Source organism: Bacteroides graminisolvens DSM 19988 = JCM 15093 (assembly GCF_000428125.1).
GTDB classification, from domain to species: domain Bacteria; phylum Bacteroidota; class Bacteroidia; order Bacteroidales; family Bacteroidaceae; genus Bacteroides; species Bacteroides graminisolvens.
The window spans coordinates 1,042,057-1,059,607 of the sequence record NZ_ATZI01000001.1 but is presented as its reverse complement, the minus strand read 5'-3'; the positions used below and the strand labels follow the sequence as shown (position 1 = coordinate 1,059,607).

Here is a 17,551-nt window from a genome sequence, read left to right as displayed (position 1 = left end):
TTTCTTATTAATATGAAAGTACTCCGTTGTATACTGTTGTTAGTTTTGTTATTGAATGCCAGAGTTATGTTTTCAACTTCCGTAGTGAATCAGAAAGACTCCATACGGATAAGTTTGCTCACATGTGCACCTGGAGATGAGGTCTATTCTTTATTTGGGCATACAGCAATCAGATACCAAGATCCACAACAAAAACTGGATATCGTTTTTAATTATGGGATGTTCAGCTTCAAAACCCCTCATTTTCTATGGCGTTTTATTAAAGGAGAAACCGACTACGAATTGGGAGTTAACAGCTATCAGGATTTTGCATCCGAATATATATATTTAGAGCGAGGTGTAAACGAACAAATATTGAATTTAACCTCAGATGAAAAAAACAAGCTATTCCAATTACTGCAGGAAAATTACAGGCCTCAAAACAGAGTATACCGCTACAATTACTTCTTTGACAACTGTGCAACACGACCAAGAGATATCATAGAAGAGTCTATCAATGGAAAAATTCATTATCAGAACCAAATCTCGTCTAAATCATTCAGAGACATTGTGCATGAGTACACAGCGAACTATCCGTGGACACGTTTTGGTATTGATCTGTGCTTAGGATCTCAAGCTGATTTACCCATTACGCTGCGTCAGGAAATGTTTGCCCCCCTCTATCTGCAGCGTAGTTTTGAAAGTGCAGTCATTAAAACCAATAATAATTATTCAAAGAAGTTAATCCTTAGCACCCAAAACATAATTCCAGAAAGAGAAGACGGTATAGCTGGCAAGGTTGCAGGAGTAACTCCATGGCAAGCCTCTCTCATCCTATTTATCTTAGTGACATCAATTACTATATACGGCTTAAAAAAGCGTAAAAGCATGTGGGGTGTTGATTTAATACTATTTCTTAGTGCGGGGATCATCGGCTGTATCCTTACATTCTTAGCAAACTTCTCCGAGCACCCAACTGTGAGCCCCAATTATTTACTCTTTGTTTTTCATCCGTTTCACATTATTGCCCTTCCTTTCACTATTTACAAGAGCATTAAACAGCAAAAATGTTTGTATCATATCCTAAATTCAGTGGTTTTAACACTATTTATATTGCTTTGGGCCCTAATACCTCAAAGATTTGACTTAGCTGTATTACCTTTGGCCCTAAGTTTGTTGATACGTTCAGCAAGCAATTACATTTTAGCATATAATCATAACAAATGAAAGGACTATTAACCTCCCTCATCACCGTACTTACTTTCACCGGGCTTCAGGCTCAGTCGGTTCCTTCTACCCCCAAGCTGATTGTAGGACTTACAATTGACCAGCTCCGCACTGACTATCTGGAAGCATTCTCGGCTTTGTATGGGGAAAAGGGCCTGAAAAGGTTATGGAAAGAGGGAAGAGTTTATCGTAATGTTGAATACTCATTTACTCAACCCGATCGTGCATCCGCCATTGCTGCCATATATACCGGTACCACTCCGTCTGTTAATGGTATTATAGCCAATAACTGGCTCGATATATCGTCTCTCCGCCCTGTGAATTGCGTTGACGATGCTTCTTTCATGGGGAATTATACCAATGAAAGTACTTCTCCTTCAAAATTGTTAACCTCAACCATTACTGATGAACTTAAAATTGCAACCCAAGGTAAAGGATTAGTCTACGCCATTTCTCCTTTTAGGGAAGCCGCCGTTTTGGCAGCCGGTCATGCGGCTAATGGTGCGTTTTGGTTAAACGATGATACGGGTAAATGGGCGGGTACAACATATTACAGTGATTTCCCTTGGTGGGTAAGCCAATATAATGATCGGAAAGCACTTGACTTCAGAATTGACAATATGGTATGGACACCGGCATTACCGGTAGAGAACTATAAATACCTGACTGCCGAATGGGTACAGGACACGTTCAAGTACAAATTTGATGATGCTCGAAAAAACAAATATCGACGATTCATTGTCAGCCCCTTTGTTAACGATGAAGTAAACTCCTTGACGTCAGAGTTATTTGCCAACAGCACCATTGGTAAAGACGAAACACCAGACATTCTGTCACTAACCTATTATGCCGGAAATTACGATCACAAAAGTCCTCGTGAATGCGCTCTTGAAATGCAAGATACGTATGTAAGACTTGATAAAAGCATTGCAGCATTACTAGATTTGCTTGATCAAAAAGTCGGTTTACATAACGTAATGCTTTTCATCACATCCACCGGTTATACCGACCCCGAGACTGCCGATTTTGGAAAATATCGCATACCCGGAGGTGAGTTTCACCTCAACCGATGCGCTGCGTTACTCAATATTTATCTGATGGCAACATACGGTGAAGGGCAATATGTGGAAGCATATCACAACCAGCAAATTTACCTAAACCATAAGCTAATAGAGAAAAAACAGCTCAATCTCACTGACATACAGGAAAAGGCAGCTGATTTCCTTGTGCAATTTAGTGGTGTTAATGAAGTATATTCTGCTCACAGACTATTATTAGGTGCATGGACACCGGAAATTTATAAAATAAGGAATGCATTCAACCGAAAACGTTCGGGTGACTTATTAATTGATGTATTACCAGGATGGACCATTGTTGAAGAACAAGCAACAAATAGTCGTATTGTCCGAGCAGCCAACACGCCTGCTCCCCTTATTCTTTTAGGCGCTTCAGTAAAGCCTGAAATTATTGAAATACCAACCTCTGTTGAGTATATAGCTCCAACCATCGCGCATGCGATCAGAATACGTGCACCGAACGGCTGCAAAACCTCTCCTCTAACCGGCATACGGTAAACATTCCTCTTAAAAAAGGAAGAGTGAAGCGCAAATAAATCAGCATTTTAGTATAACTTTGCGCTCACATATATTCATCAGTAAATAATAAAAATACATAAAATGGGATTTAATAGTTTTTTAAGCAAACTTCTCGGCAACAAGTCGGCACGTGACATGAAAGAAATTCAGCCATGGGTAGAGAAAATTAAAGCAGCCTATCCGGAAGTTGCCCAATTAGACAATGATGCACTCCGTGCAAAAACAGAGGAAATCAAGAAGTATATTTATGAATCGGCAGCAGCCGAACGAGCAAAAGTTGAAGCTCTCAAAGCAGAAACCGAAACCCTTGAACTCGAGTTTCGTGAAGAACACTTTGCTCAGATTGACAAAATAGAAAAAGACATTCTTGAAATATACGAGAAAGCACTCGACGAAGTTCTTCCGGTTGCATTCTCGATCGTGAAAGAAACCGCCCGACGTTTTTCTGAAAATGAAGAGATAATTGTTACCGCCAGCGATTTTGACCGCGAACTGGCAGCAACGAAGGACTTCGTTCGCATTGAAGGTGATAAAGCAATTTATCAGAATCACTGGATGGCAGGAGGTGCCGAAATTCATTGGAACATGGTACACTATGATGTGCAGTTATTTGGTGGTGTTGTACTTCACAAAGGTAAAATTGCTGAAATGGCTACCGGTGAAGGAAAAACACTTGTTGCCACATTGCCGGTATTCCTCAATGCACTGACAGGTAACGGCGTACATGTTGTTACCGTGAATGATTACCTGTCAAAACGTGACTCGGAATGGATGGGGCCTCTTTACCAATTTCACGGATTAAGTGTTGACTGCATCGACAAACATCAACCCAACTCTGATGCGCGTCGCCGCGCTTATATGGCCGACATCACTTTCGGAACAAACAATGAATTCGGTTTTGACTACCTGAGAGACAATATGGCAATCAGTCCGAAAGACTTAGTACAACGTCGCCACAATTATGGTATTGTCGATGAGGTCGACTCAGTTTTGATTGACGATGCCCGTACCCCACTTATCATTTCGGGTCCTATACCCAAAGGAGAAGATCAACTATTTGAAGGTCTTCGTCCATTAGTAGAACGCTTAGTCGAAGTTCAAAAAGGACTTGCCACCAAATACCTGGCAGACGCCAAAAGATTAATTGCTTCCGAAAACAAGAAAGACCAGGAAGAAGGCTTTCTGGCTTTGTTTCGCAGCCATAAAGCATTACCCAAGAATAAAGCTCTGATCAAATACCTCAGTGAACAAGGCATTAAAGCCGGCATGCTGAAAACGGAAGAAATTTACATGGAGCAGAATAACAAACGTATGCACGAGGCAACTGACCCGTTGTACTTTGTTATCGATGAAAAGCTCAATAGCGTAGATCTTACCGATAAAGGTATCGACTTGATTACAGGAAATTCAGAAGACCATACCCTCTTCGTTTTACCAGATATTGCGTCGGAACTTTCGGCCCTGGAAGCAGAGACCGGACTTACCGAAGAACAAAAGCTAGAGAAAAAAGATGCATTGATGACAAACTATGCCATCAAGTCAGAACGCGTACATACAATCAACCAGCTACTCAAAGCATACACCATGTTCGAGAAGGATGATGAATATGTTGTTATTGACGGACAGGTGAAGATTGTTGACGAGCAAACCGGACGTATTATGGAAGGTCGCCGTTACTCAGACGGATTGCACCAGGCAATTGAAGCTAAGGAACGTGTGAAAGTGGAAGCTGCTACGCAAACTTTTGCAACTATTACGCTTCAGAACTATTTCCGTATGTATCACAAGCTCTCGGGTATGACGGGTACTGCTGAAACAGAAGCCGGTGAGCTATGGGACATTTACAAACTTGATGTGGTAGTAATACCAACCAACAAACCCATTTCTCGTATTGACATGAATGATCGCGTTTACAAGACTAAACGTGAAAAATACAAAGCTGTCATTGAAGAGATTGAACAGTTGGTACGTGCCGGTCGTCCGGTATTGGTAGGTACTACATCGGTTGAGATATCTGAAATGTTAAGCAAGATGCTTACCATGCGTAAGATAGATCACAATGTATTGAATGCCAAGTTACACCAAAAAGAAGCCGACATTGTAGCCAAGGCAGGTTTCAGCGGAACAGTAACCATTGCAACTAACATGGCCGGTCGTGGTACCGACATCAAGTTAAGTGCAGAAGTGAAAGCTGCAGGCGGTTTGGCTATCATTGGAACAGAACGTCATGAATCTCGCCGTGTGGACCGCCAGTTGCGTGGTCGTGCCGGTCGTCAGGGCGATCCGGGTTCATCCGTATTCTTTGTGTCACTAGAAGATGATTTGATGCGTCTTTTCTCGTCAGACCGTATTGCCAGTGTTATGGACCGTCTGGGCTTTGAAGAAGGCGAGATGATTGAACACAAAATGATTTCGAACTCCATTGAGCGTGCACAGAAGAAAGTCGAAGAAAACAACTTCGGTATCCGTAAGCGTTTGCTTGAGTACGATGATGTGATGAACAAACAACGTACCGTGGTCTATACCAAACGTCGCCATGCTTTAATGGGTGAACGTATCGGTATGGACATTGTCAACATGATATGGGATCGTTGCGCGGCAGCCATCGAAAGCATTGATTACGAAGAATGCCAAATGCAACTGTTGCAAACCCTTGCCATGGAAACTCCTTTCACTGAAGAAGAGTTCCGTAACAATAAGAAAGAAGAGTTAGCCAATAAAACTTTTGATGTGGCTATGGCTAACTTCAAACGTAAAACGGAACGTCTGGCTCAAATCGCTTATCCGGTTATCAAACAAGTATACGAGACTCAGGGACACATGTACGAAAACATCCTGATCCCTATAACCGACGGCAAACGCATGTATAACATATCATGCAATTTGAAGTCGGCTTACGAAAGCGAGTGCAAAGAAGTGGTGAAAGCTTTTGAGAAATCAATCTTACTTCATGTGATTGACGAAGCTTGGAAGGAAAACCTGAGAGAGCTTGACGAGCTGAAACATTCTGTACAGAACGCAAGTTATGAACAGAAAGATCCGCTGTTGATTTACAAGCTGGAATCAGTAAACTTGTTCGATACCATGGTGAACAAGATCAATAACCAAACCATCTCCATTTTGATGCGCGGACAAATTCCAGTTCAGGAACCTCAACAGCTAAGACAAGCTACTGCTGAAGAACGTCAGGACATGAGTAAGTATCGCGAAGAAAAGCGCGACCTTTCTGATCCGCACCAACAAGCAGCAGCCCAACAAGACACGCGCGAAGTAAAACGCGAGCCCGTAAGAGCTGAGAAAACAGTTGGTCGAAACGATCCTTGCCCATGCGGAAGCGGCAAAAAGTACAAAAACTGCCACGGTCGTAACGAATAACAACCCCTTATAAACTTAAGAACCCCGATAGAACTTCTGTCGGGGTTCTTTGTTTATATAAATATTAATAACATTTTATATACATATTAATAGAAGAAATTGTATTTTTGTGGAATACATAATCTGTTGATGCCATGATTAAGATACGCACCTATTTTATCTGTTTGTCTGTTCTGTTCAGCCTTAATGCCTGCCAGAGTCTGGAGACCTTATCCATTGATTACCTGGTACCGGCCGAAATCAGTTTCCCTTCGAATCTGAAACGAATTGCCGTTGTCAATAACACATCGGCAGTTCCCGATAGTAATATCATCAACGTTCCTCAGAAAAAAGAACCACTGCTGGTCAATGAACTTAAAAAGAGCACCACGTATTTTTGGGGTGATGCAGCCATAGCAACCGAATCGTTGGCTAACGGGTTAGCCGGTGCTAACTATTTCAACGAAGTAGTGATCTGTGATTCTGCTTTAAGAGCCAATGATGTGATACTTCGGGAAAACACGCTGAGCAAAAGTGAAGTAGAAGAATTGTGTCGGAAACTAGACGTTGACCTGCTCATCTCTTTAGAAAATCTTCAGATAAAGGCAGTAAGAACCGTAAAGTTTATGCCCGATTGGAACGTTTTTCTGGCAACAACCGATGCGAGAATATTTACCAGTGTAAAAGCTTATCTGCCCAAAAGAAACGGAGCAATGGCCAGCTTGGTACTCAATGACAGTATCTTTTGGGAAGAAGGCGCCTCAACAGAAACCTCAGCCATGGCACAACTCATTAAAGATGAAGAACTCATTAGACAAACTTCCGATTTTGGCGGAACCATTCCGGTGAATAAGCTGACTCCCTCTTGGAAAACCTCCCAACGCTTTTACTATTCAAACGGCTCTGTTAATATGCGCGATGCCGCAGTGTACGTTCGTGAGCAAGAGTGGGATAAAGCATTCGACTTGTGGCAAAAAGAATATCTGCAAAGTAAAAGTAAAAAAGTAAAGATGAGGACTGCACTCAACAGCGCCCTTTACTATGAGATGCAAGACAGCATACCTCAAGCGGTTGAATGGGCTACCATAGCACAAAATCTGGCTGATGAAGTTGAGAAAGCAACAACTAAAATGAAAGAAAAGAAAAGCATTTATACTTTCCCCAACTATTTTTCTATCAGCGTGTATTTGTCCGACTTATCAGAACGGATGTCGAACATTGCCAAATTAAACATGCAAATGGACCGGTTTAAAGATGATTTTTAATCAAAACGGAGAAGCATATTTGTTTTTTTTATACCTTTGACTCTCAAATAATAAAAAGTCTTATGAAACTAAGTCAACAGTCATTGTCTGCCATAGAAAAAGCTATTCAGAAAGCAGTCAATAAATACGCCGGCTTACCGGAACAATCCATCGTTACAGATATTCATCTGCAACCGAATCAAAATTCGGGCGACCTCATTATATTCGATGACGAAGATAAAGAACTGGCATGCATTAGCATTGAAGAGTTGGCGAACGATGACAGTGATGATTTCTATGAAGAAATGCAGCACATACTGCAAACGTTGCTGGGCAAGTTAAAGGAAGAAGGTACTTTTGACAGACTAGCTATCATGACTCCCTACAACTTTGTACTTGTTGATGAAGACAAAGAAACCGTTGCCGAGCTACTGATTGTTGACGATGACACACTTATTGTAAACGATGATCTGCTCAAAGGACTGGATGAAGAACTGGATACGTTCCTGAAAGACTTACTTAACAATTAAGTTTAAAGTTACTTCCATTCCACTTTCATCTCTTTAAGTAACGAAGCACTGGCACCCACGGATCCGGTATGTTGAATACCCATTCCTGCAAAAGACAAAGGTTCCACCACTGCACTCACATCTACAATCGGAAGAATACGGTGATCCGTTACATCGGCCGTGCGCGCATTGGATTCAGCGTGGGCGGTCAGTTTGTTTCCCTCCACCGCCAGACGAATGCTACAAGTGGAGCGATAACAAGAAGAAGCCACCGGCTCAGCCAGCGGAGTAGCAACTCCGTCAACAAACTTCATCAGTATAAATTCCACCGCTTTGTCATATTTGGTAGTACGCACAATGCGTAAACCGTAACCGGTTAACGTGCGTGTGTCAAACTGAATATATAGATCCAAATACTGTCCCGTTGCACTACCAAAACCCTGTCCCGCCGTTTTACAAGGATCTATTTGCAGAGAAACAACCATACCCGCACACTTGTCTGCCACAGGAGTATACAATAAACGTGCCCCTTTTGCCGCTTGTAAAAGTCCCCAATTGCCCGATGCTCCATCAACACCGGAACCGTACATCCAACTACCGGCAGGATCCGGCTGCCAATCGAATGCCGCTGTGTCAGCAGGTTTAAATCCATCTACCGTCCAAAAGCCAGGAATAATCTTCGGCTGATAATTAGTCGGGAAATTCCTGAAATCAGTCATAAAGTCGCGCCCTGACACATCCGTTGTACGAATCACCTGAGCACACACCACACTTTCAGTCTGCCCGGCATGACAACGCAAATGCTTGGGAGCAACCGAAGCCATAAGATAATACCCCACATCTCCCGACGAAAGACGATACGTTTGCTCCGGTTTATTTAATCGTGAAACGGCCACCGGTATGGCATTACTTCCCTTCGCATCCGTGCAACGATACCACGTAATAAGAGATTCATCGGCCCTTCCGGCAAGGTCTAATTCATACCGCACAGCCAATACCCCTTTTTCTTCCCACTCAATTCGTGGCAAGTTCGTAAAAGCAGGCGCCTCCAGATAGCGAGGTAAAATACGGATAGCCGCAGTACCTTGCAAGCCCGATTCGGTAGAAGCGTTAACAAGTATCGTTTTCGCCTCATCGTTATCATTATGTCCGGATACTTCACAACTACCATCCTCCTTTACCTTTAAACGAGCTATCTGCGCATCCTCGGGCGATAAGCTCCAATGCACAGTTTCTGCATTAGTAGGTAAATTGCCAAACAATAAAACTTGCGCCTGAAGCAATTGAGTACTAACCCCCGATTCCAGCTCGCACCGGCGAGGAGAAACAGTCAGCATGGTAGCAACAGCCGTATACTTCTTACCCGTTGCCTTACCAATCATCTCAATAGTCTTCTTGTTTTTCATAGGATCCCACTCATCGGCACCGCGCAATAAATTATATGTATTATAAACCACCGCCCCTTTGTGCACCAAACGATAAGCATCGAGCACCCGCTTTCCCGTCATGTCTACCGTATTGGCTGGCTTTAATCTATTAATAAAAAGAGGCTTTTCGTTGAGCGACACGTTATATTGGTAACACTTCAAATCGGGCGTGGGGTCTTGCGTCCAACCTACATATAAAGGAGACTGAACCGTATGCAACCGGCAGTCGACCATTGTTACTGCGCTACCTACTTTGGTAAAAAACTGCCTCTCACGCGTTATCACCTCAAAGTCGCAATTGAGAAACACCGCCCCAGTGCCCTGCGTAGCATAAAACGGTTTAGAACTAAACAACTTCAACTTGCAATTGACATGCACTCCCGTGCCACAAAGCGCATCATCCGTACATTCAAAATAACAGTCGTCAAACAGTACACGCTTCCCTCCCACCAACGGGCACGAGTTGAGCCGGCTCACAAAATGCACCCCACGCGCCATGATGCGGTCGCCCTCACAAATAGCCAGCTGCGCCTGCACAATGGCATCGGCCCTTCGAGTTCTGTTAAGCTCCGGCATCAACGGATAAACCAGGTCGATGTTACAGTAGTTGCCCATCGTAAGATTCTCAACCGACAAGTCATTACCTATAAAATGAAACATGGTAAAATTACCAACCGCCCCCTGTGTTTGTCCCCGATTACTCGCCAACACCACCTGCTGCGGTTTGTTCGTCAGTCCCACAAGCCTCAGTCCGTTACACTTTACTTCCATACCATAAGGAATACCACCGCCGGCAGGCACACGCACCGCCTCATCATCCGGATTATCAATCCAGTAAACATAAGGTGCCAGATAAATGGTCATCGGAGCATCGGGTGTACCGTCTTTCAGTTGCCTGACCGCCGCCTGAAAAGAAGAAAAAGCATACGGATATTTATCGGTTATTTCTTTCGTTAAACGCCCGTCGACAAAGAAAGTACGCTCATTCAGCATTATTTTCTTTCCTTGATAACGAATGTAATCACCCCCAAAAGCAACCGGATTCTTTTTATCGAGCGGCAAGTAACCATCCACATCCTTGGCAAGCATGCTATGCGCCAAAAACAGAAGAATGAGAGAGAAGAGAATGTTTTTCATGATGCTATGATTGGTTTGACAATACGAATGTATATAAAAAGAGTCTCTTCTCCAATACATTGATCGGAAAAGAGACTCCCTGCCCGGCAACTACTGCTTATTTAAACTTCAAAGCCATCGTTACCAAGTGCGATTTCAGTCCGTCGTTACGGCTATAGTAGCCGTATCTCAGTTCCAGCACATTCAGCGGTTTGATGCCCAATATTCCTTTGGCAGACATCCATCTGAAGTTAACCCCCAGCAAGCTACTGTTGAATTTAGACAAATCATAATCGCTTGTATAAAACTCCGGATTGTCAGCCATGCAGTGCTCTCCATAAGGTTTAAAATAATCCACGCCGTTTTGCGTATAGAAACGATAATACGGAGCGATGGAAACAAAAGGAGTTATTTTATAAGGCACTTCCAACTCAGCAGTATGAGCCGTGAGGTTCCAACTATCCGTGTAGAAACGATAAAAACTTCTCAATATAATCCTGTCACTCAGGAAGTAGTTGGCCCGCAAGCCTATGGGAAGTTTAAAACGATGATCGGGTAGTTTCTCGGAGAACGACTGAGTTCCCTTATCACTAAAATACACACGTTGATAAGCCGTACCAAGAAGTCCGGTTTGATAACCGATGTCTGCCAACAAAGAAACCTGAAGTTCCTTATTAACCACTTGCGCTATGCCTAACCCTAAGTTATAAGAGTTTCGAGGAGCGCTGTCGCCCTGCTTATACTTAAAGTTATTATTATCGATATTGTCCCCTCTGAGTTCCACGGGAAGCAACACTTTCCAAGTATCCAGAAAAACAGACGCTTTGGCAGATAACTCGGTATTGCCACCGTTTAAAGACTTCGAATAAGCCATGTTACCTCCAAAGGAAGTATAATCATACTCTTGCGAGAACGACAAGCCACCGCCCCATGAATACTTCTTTTTAGTATTCTCGAACAGATAACTTGCTGCAGGCGAGAACCGCACATCACCGCTCGAAGCAGACGAAACGGTCGAAGGATCTATCTTGTCAGATGACGCCGAACTGTACACATCAACGCCCAGTTCAAAATTCCACGTATGCTTATTCAGTTTCTTATCGAACCTACTAAGCTGTAAGTCTATTGAGTTACCAAAGTCATTGAGGTTTTCGCTACCCACACCGCCCGTAACGGCTGAGTGATCACCACTTTGATGGTAGTAGCTGGTTACAAAATTAACCTCGTCAATCTTTAACTTGCGATGCGAAACAGAATCTGTTTGCGCTTTGGCCACATTCATGAAGAACATAAAAGAGGCTACTGTATAAACTATCTTTTTCATTAGAATATCCTCTTTTAGTTACAACCACATCCACCGCCCGTGCGCCCACCGTTGCCACCGGTAGCACCTTCGCGGTACATTAAGAAATTATTCTCGTACTTTTCAATGGAACGGCCGGACAATACCATCTCCGCATCATTGAGTTTCGCTTTCTGATAAGGTTTTACGCTAACGCACGAAGCCATCATCAAAAGAGTGAAGCATACGCATACTATAAAAAACACGTACTTCATCATTTAATTAATTTAATGTTATTGGATACATAAAGCTTGTCTGCGTCGTCTATCAAGACACATTCAATGCCCTTAATCTGATTAATAAAATTCAATCCGTCTTTCACCCCCATGATAGAAACAGGGGTAGCCATAGCATCGGCCAGTTCCGCATTCGTTGTAATAATGGTAACACTCTTTACGCCCTTCACCGGATATCCGGTACGAGGATTAATGGTGTGGGAATAAAGTTGATTATCAATAACGACAAACTTCTCGTAGTTACCCGATGTAGCAATGGATTTATTAGTAATATTAAGCGTGGAAAAAAAAGTGTGCTTCAAATTAGGGTTGGCAATACCTACCGTCCACGGAGAGCCATCTTCCTGATAACCCCACGCATTCAAGTCGCCCGAGGCACTGACAATACCGTTTTCAACACCGGCCAGCATCATCTTCCGTTTGGCGCAATCGGCCGCATAGCCCTTCCCTATCCCACCAAAGCCTATACGCATACCCTTGTTCTTCAGAAAAACAGTACAAGTTTGCGCATCCAGCACAATGTTTCTGTAGTCAATCAGCCTGACAGATTTCTTGGCCTCATCGGGGTGAGGGAGCTGAGTCATTGCCCGATTAAAATTCCAGAAGTCTTTATCAAGCGAACCATACGACAGATCAAAAAGACCCTGCGTAAGTGCCGATATCTTCTGAGCACGAAAAACCAGCCAGAAGAATTCCTCCGGCACTTCAACAGGAGAAACGCCTGCCATTCTGTTGACCTCGTTCGTCACGCTGCTGTCGCTGAAAGTCGTGAACACCTTTTCTATTCGCTTTACCTCCTCAACACCAACGGCTATCTGCTCATGGCCTATTTCCTCGTTGGGCGCCAGTGCAATGAACTCAAACGTGTTCCCCATCAGGCGGGTTTGTACCTTTACAGGAATCATCTTTTATTTATTGATGAAAGCGTTGACGTCGACCATGTAATCCTGCACCGTGTGCTTCTTATCGTAGCCGTGCCATTTGCGCAACGTGTTTCCCTGTGCATCGATTAAAACCATACAGGGAAATTCTCCTTCCGGATTGTACGTTTCGGCCAATTGATCATTGATGGCTTGCTGCTCCTTAGGAAGCTGATTCTTCTTTAGTCTGGGGAAATCGGCCTTAAACAGAACTAGTTTGTCGTGAGCAAACTGCTCAAACACTGGATCGTCGAAGATCACTTTCTGAAGTTGAATACACGGTCCGCACCAATCGGAACCTGCGAATTTCAATAAGATCAGTTTGTTTTCTTGTTTTGCCTGCGCTTTGGTGTCGTCCCAATTGCCGGCATATACGAGTTGCGCCAGGATCAACACACCCAGCAAAAACAGATTTCGTTTCGTCATAATTGTTATTACGTATTACGTTAATTAGTCACATTATCTGTAAATCAACATTCGGTGTGTTATTTTGTTGCGCCGGGAGTATTAATAAATAAAAAAGAAAATACCATTCATCAAGGAAAACATTCCATTCATCATCTAAATTTTATGGGCTGCAACGGGGCATTTACCTTTGCTGAAAAAGAAAAAGATGATGGTCAACAAAGTTATTTTATGCATTTGTGCCGGCTTTATGGCACTATTGCCATTGGCAGCTCAATCGGTTAGCGGAACGGTTACCGATGAGAAGAATCTTCCGTTGGAGGAAATTACGGTGGTTGCTTTGCAAGCGTCGGACTCCTTGTATATAACCGGAGGGGTGACGAATGGAAACGGGGAATTCAATATCCGCATTTCTCATTCGGGGAAATACATGCTGAAACTATCGGGTATCGGGTTTCAAACCAAGTACATTGCTTTTTCCCTGAGCGCCGACCAAAAGAAACAACTGGGGGGTATTCTTTTGAAAGAAGATGCTTACCTGCTTTCCGGGGTGACGGTTACGGCCAAGAAACCTGAGATGGAACTTACATCGTCGAGCACGGTTATAAATCTGGCGTCTTCGTCACTGGGTTCGCAAGGGACTTTGTTCGATGCGCTGAAGAGATTACCGGGCGTGCAGGTGAAGGACGACGGAACCATTTTGCTGAACGGACAAAGCGGTGCCACCGTTATGCTCAATGGCAAGCCGACTTATCTTTCGGGAAGCAATCTGGCTACCTACCTGCAAGCCATTCCGGCTTCTTCCATCGGTAAAATTGAGCTGATCAGTATGCCTTCTTCCCGCTACGAGGCCTCGGGTAAATCGGGAATCATCAAGGTGGAAATGGCTAAAAACAATGTTCAAGGTTTTTGGTTGGGTTCAATTCAAGTTACCAACAACTGAATCAGTACGGCAAGGGCAACACCAACTGGATGTTTCAGCTACGCAAAAACAAGCTAAACGTATCAGCTAATTATTCTTATTATGAAGGGACGGACATCAATCCCACGTTCATAGTAAGGGATCATACTGATTATTCTGAGACTCCCGTGATGCCTGTTATACTGAATCAGGTGGCGCATCGTACCTATAACTATGGGTCACACTATGCCCGCACGAGGGTGGATTACGACTTATCGTCGCGTTTATCAGTGGGCGCGTACGTCAGTAAGAATTGGACCGACAGGGTTAGAAAGGAACGAATGAACTCTGTGTTTACTTCTGTCAAAGCAGAGCCCGACTCGACATTGATGACTTGGAATAAAAACAAACTGAGTCAAACCAACCTGCAAGGCGGGGCTGATTACAGCTACAAAGTAACTTCTAAACTCCAGTGGACGGGTTCAGTTGATTTCCAGTCATACCGGGCTTCCGACAAACAGGATCAAAACAGCCTGTACAATGATTATTGGCAGGGCAACTACGAACAGGCCGACACGCTGAGAGGGAAACTAAAAGACAACATTGATATTGTGTCAACGCAGAGTGATGTGGAATTTGTCCTAACGAAATCGTTCAAACTAACAGGTGGCGTGAAGGCTTCTTTTGTGAACATCGACAATGAAACCACTTACTCGGACAAGTATAACGGCGCATGGACGCCCAAGCTGAATATGAACAAAGACTTCCAGTATGAAGAAAACATCTATGCCGCTTACGTGCAACTGCAAAAGAAGATAGCCGAACGTGCTAATATGGAAGTGGGACTCAGGTTTGAGGAGACGCACGTGAAGGGGCAGTTGCACGAATACAGTTCCAACAGAGACTCGTCTTTCCAAAAGCGCTACCGAAACCTTTTTCCGTATGTATCGGTCGATTACAATCTTTCCAAGACGATTAAACTGAACGCGGCCTACGGCAGTAGGATTGTGCGTCCCAACTATCAGGACATGAATCCTTTTGTTACAATCAACGATAAATATTTATACGATCAAGGCAACGTGGAGCTAAAACCCGAAATATCTCATCAAGTGGAAACGGCTTTGTTATTCAATAACCGATACAAGGTGATTCTTTTCGGAGCCTACACTCGTCACCCTATTTGCAAAAGCTACCTGGCCGGCGCCGGAAACCGTGTCTGGGTGTATCCGTTAAACATGTCGTCGGATTATTCGTATGGCATCAGGATGACTGCTGTCAACTTACACCCTACCCGTTGGTGGACATTGGTGGGCAACGCTACCCTGACTTATAAAAAATACGCCTGGATATACGACCATAAAAAGCAGAATAACCGAGTAATGACTCCCTTGTTTTATTTGGGAAACTACTTGAAGCCCGCCGACAAGTGGAATGCGGAGTTAAACGGTTATTGGAACGGAAAAACGCCTTTGGGACAAGGGTTAATCAGTCCGATGTGGTCTGTAAGCATAGCCGTTTCACGAAGTATACTCCGTGACAAAGGAACCGTTCGTTTATTCCTGAACGACATAGTATGCAGCAGGTATCTCCGCGCAAAAGTTATCAACGTAGAGCAGCCTGCCCATTACAAAGAAAGAAAAGAGGCTACTATCGGAATTAGTTTCTCGTATAAGCTGCAACGCGGTGAGAACATTAAGAGTTCCAATCCGCAACGCGAATCGAATGAAAGTAAACGAATAAAGTTATAAGCAACGAACAGGGCATATTATAGAAGAATAATTGCCGGCTTGCTTCTCGGAAATTATTTTACTAAAGCAGCTCTTTCAGCCCTATTTCGGCCGATTTTTGTCAAGAGCAGGTTTATATATTATTAACGAATGGGAACAGGTTCACAAATCATCAAGAAGAGTTGGGCAAAACATAACCAACTTTTTGAAAAACATAACGGCCGATTTGAAAAAGATAACGAGCAATTTGAAAAGAGAAACCGTCTTTTGGGTCATGAGAAACCGTCTCTTCGCCGTAACACGGTTTCTCGCGGACCATTTGCTACCGTGCAAACAGGAATAAGCAACCGTCTCCGCAAAAAATGGAACCGTGAAAAACGAAAAAAGGCAAGAGTTGGAACTCCTGCCTTTGCGCCTATAATAAGTTGAATATACTATAAGATTATGATGACAAAGAGAATACATTATATTACCAAAGTCAAGTGTTTGGCACATTATTTTGGTTACTTTTGTATTCAACACCAAACTTATATGAATCATACTCTATCCGCATGAAAAAAGTAATACGCTGGCTCTCGCCTTTTTTTCTTGGAGTTGTCATGTTCAACTTCATCCGTTTGGTTACTGATTTGCCTCGGAACGATGATTTCTGGCCCCATTCTAAAATACAACACATACAGGCACTTTGCATAATTATTTTCTTCAGTTATGTGCTCGACTATAGGATGAGAATCACCATTGCCAAAAAACTATCTCAACCCAGGCAATATATTTTTAAAGAATACCTAACACTCACTGCGGTTTTGTTTCTAGTACAAAACCTGATCATGATTATCGGATCATTAACGGGTATCTTAATTATTGGCAACGGAATCAATGATTATATCATTGCCAACGTGATATGCATACCCATGTATTTACTATACTACGCCATCATACGCAATGATATGATAGCCGCCCGTTATCACGAGCAAACCCTGCAACTCGAGAAAACTAAAGTGGGACAACTCGATATGGAACTGAAGTTCTTGAAGTCGCAATACCATCCTCATTTCTTGTTCAACGCACTGAATACCATTTACTTTCAGACGGAAGCCGGCAACACGCAGGCGCGTACTTCCATTGAGCTGCTGTCCGAATTGCTTCGTTACCAGCTTTATGATATTCAGAAGACAGTTACTTTGAAACAAGAAATGAATTACACGCAAGCTTACATTCGGTTGCAGCAAATGCGCATGAGTGAACGGTTGCAGCTCACCCAGTTCTATGACGAGGGAATGGACAACCAGGAAATACACCCGCTGCTGTTTCAACCATTAATAGAGAATGCGTTCAAGTATGTTAGCGGTGAATATTGGATTAACTTCCGCTTTGAGCTGAACGGCAACGAAGTGATTTTTCGGGTTGAAAACTCTTTGAACTGGAAAGGCAGGCCAACGAAAGGCAAACAGGGCATCGGCATTGAGAATCTGAAACGACGTTTAAATCTGCTGTACCCCGCCAGGTATCAATTAACCATTACTCCGGCCGATGATGTGTTCACTGCCGAACTAAAAATAAAGCTATAAA

The 17,551-nt window shown here is 43.3% G+C and carries 14 protein-coding genes; 9 read left to right on the top strand and 5 right to left on the bottom strand.

Annotated features, from left to right (window positions below):
- Positions 1 to 6 precede the first annotated feature (6 nt).
- The 5 genes from lnb (at position 7) to C511_RS0104360 (ending at position 7,929) form a co-directional block, all read left to right on the top strand.
- Positions 7 to 1,206, top strand: a complete 1,200-nt coding sequence (lnb, locus tag C511_RS0104380; RefSeq protein ID WP_226992541.1) for a lipoprotein N-acyltransferase Lnb — start codon at positions 7 to 9, stop codon at positions 1,204 to 1,206.
- Positions 1,203 to 2,780 (top strand): alkaline phosphatase family protein, encoded by a 1,578-nt coding sequence (locus C511_RS0104375; protein ID WP_024996905.1) that lies wholly within the window; start codon positions 1,203 to 1,205, stop codon positions 2,778 to 2,780. Before lnb ends, C511_RS0104375 begins: the two co-directional genes overlap by 4 nt.
- A gap of 102 nt (positions 2,781 to 2,882) precedes the next feature.
- Positions 2,883 to 6,176, top strand: coding sequence for a preprotein translocase subunit SecA (gene secA / locus C511_RS0104370; RefSeq protein WP_024996906.1), 3,294 nt, complete (start codon positions 2,883 to 2,885; stop codon positions 6,174 to 6,176).
- 134 nt (positions 6,177 to 6,310) lie between these two features.
- A complete protein-coding gene (locus tag C511_RS0104365; RefSeq protein WP_024996214.1) occupies positions 6,311 to 7,420 on the top strand; it encodes a DUF6340 family protein in 1,110 nt (369 codons plus the stop codon).
- A gap of 62 nt (positions 7,421 to 7,482) precedes the next feature.
- On the top strand, positions 7,483 to 7,929 hold the full coding sequence (locus tag C511_RS0104360; RefSeq protein WP_024996215.1) for a hypothetical protein: 447 nt from the start codon (positions 7,483 to 7,485) through the stop codon (positions 7,927 to 7,929).
- Positions 7,930 to 7,937: 8 nt separating this feature from the next.
- Here C511_RS0104360 and C511_RS0104355 read toward each other — a convergent pair whose 3' ends face one another.
- From C511_RS0104355 to C511_RS0104335, 5 genes are all read right to left on the bottom strand, one after another.
- Positions 7,938 to 10,472, bottom strand: a complete 2,535-nt coding sequence (locus tag C511_RS0104355; protein WP_024996216.1) for a PemB family protein — start codon at positions 10,470 to 10,472, stop codon at positions 7,938 to 7,940.
- A gap of 97 nt (positions 10,473 to 10,569) precedes the next feature.
- The gene (locus C511_RS0104350) at positions 10,570 to 11,775 is read right to left on the bottom strand and encodes a DUF3570 domain-containing protein (protein ID WP_024996217.1); all 1,206 of its coding nucleotides are present in this window, start codon (positions 11,773 to 11,775) and stop codon (positions 10,570 to 10,572) included.
- A gap of 14 nt (positions 11,776 to 11,789) precedes the next feature.
- On the bottom strand, positions 11,790 to 12,011 hold the full coding sequence (locus C511_RS0104345; RefSeq protein WP_024996218.1) for a DUF4266 domain-containing protein: 222 nt from the start codon (positions 12,009 to 12,011) through the stop codon (positions 11,790 to 11,792).
- The gene (locus C511_RS0104340; protein WP_024996219.1) at positions 12,008 to 12,934 is read right to left on the bottom strand and encodes an FAD:protein FMN transferase; all 927 of its coding nucleotides are present in this window, start codon (positions 12,932 to 12,934) and stop codon (positions 12,008 to 12,010) included. The genes C511_RS0104345 and C511_RS0104340 overlap by 4 nt, the downstream gene beginning before the upstream one ends.
- 3 nt (positions 12,935 to 12,937) lie before the next feature.
- Positions 12,938 to 13,375, bottom strand: coding sequence for a thioredoxin family protein (locus tag C511_RS0104335; RefSeq protein ID WP_024996220.1), 438 nt, complete (start codon positions 13,373 to 13,375; stop codon positions 12,938 to 12,940).
- A 187-nt stretch (positions 13,376 to 13,562) separates the two neighbouring features.
- Between C511_RS0104335 and C511_RS0104330 the strand changes: the two genes are divergently transcribed.
- From C511_RS0104330 to C511_RS0104315, 4 genes are all read left to right on the top strand, one after another.
- Positions 13,563 to 14,297 (top strand): carboxypeptidase-like regulatory domain-containing protein, encoded by a 735-nt coding sequence (locus C511_RS0104330; protein WP_024996221.1) that lies wholly within the window; start codon positions 13,563 to 13,565, stop codon positions 14,295 to 14,297.
- A complete protein-coding gene (locus C511_RS0104325; protein ID WP_027317859.1) occupies positions 14,264 to 16,003 on the top strand; it encodes an outer membrane beta-barrel family protein in 1,740 nt (579 codons plus the stop codon). Before C511_RS0104330 ends, C511_RS0104325 begins: the two co-directional genes overlap by 34 nt.
- 129 nt (positions 16,004 to 16,132) lie before the next feature.
- Positions 16,133 to 16,411 (top strand): hypothetical protein, encoded by a 279-nt coding sequence (locus C511_RS0104320; protein WP_024996224.1) that lies wholly within the window; start codon positions 16,133 to 16,135, stop codon positions 16,409 to 16,411.
- A gap of 122 nt (positions 16,412 to 16,533) precedes the next feature.
- Complete coding sequence (locus tag C511_RS0104315; protein WP_027317858.1) at positions 16,534 to 17,550, top strand: sensor histidine kinase; 1,017 nt, start codon at positions 16,534 to 16,536, stop codon at positions 17,548 to 17,550.
- Position 17,551 lies beyond the last annotated feature (1 nt).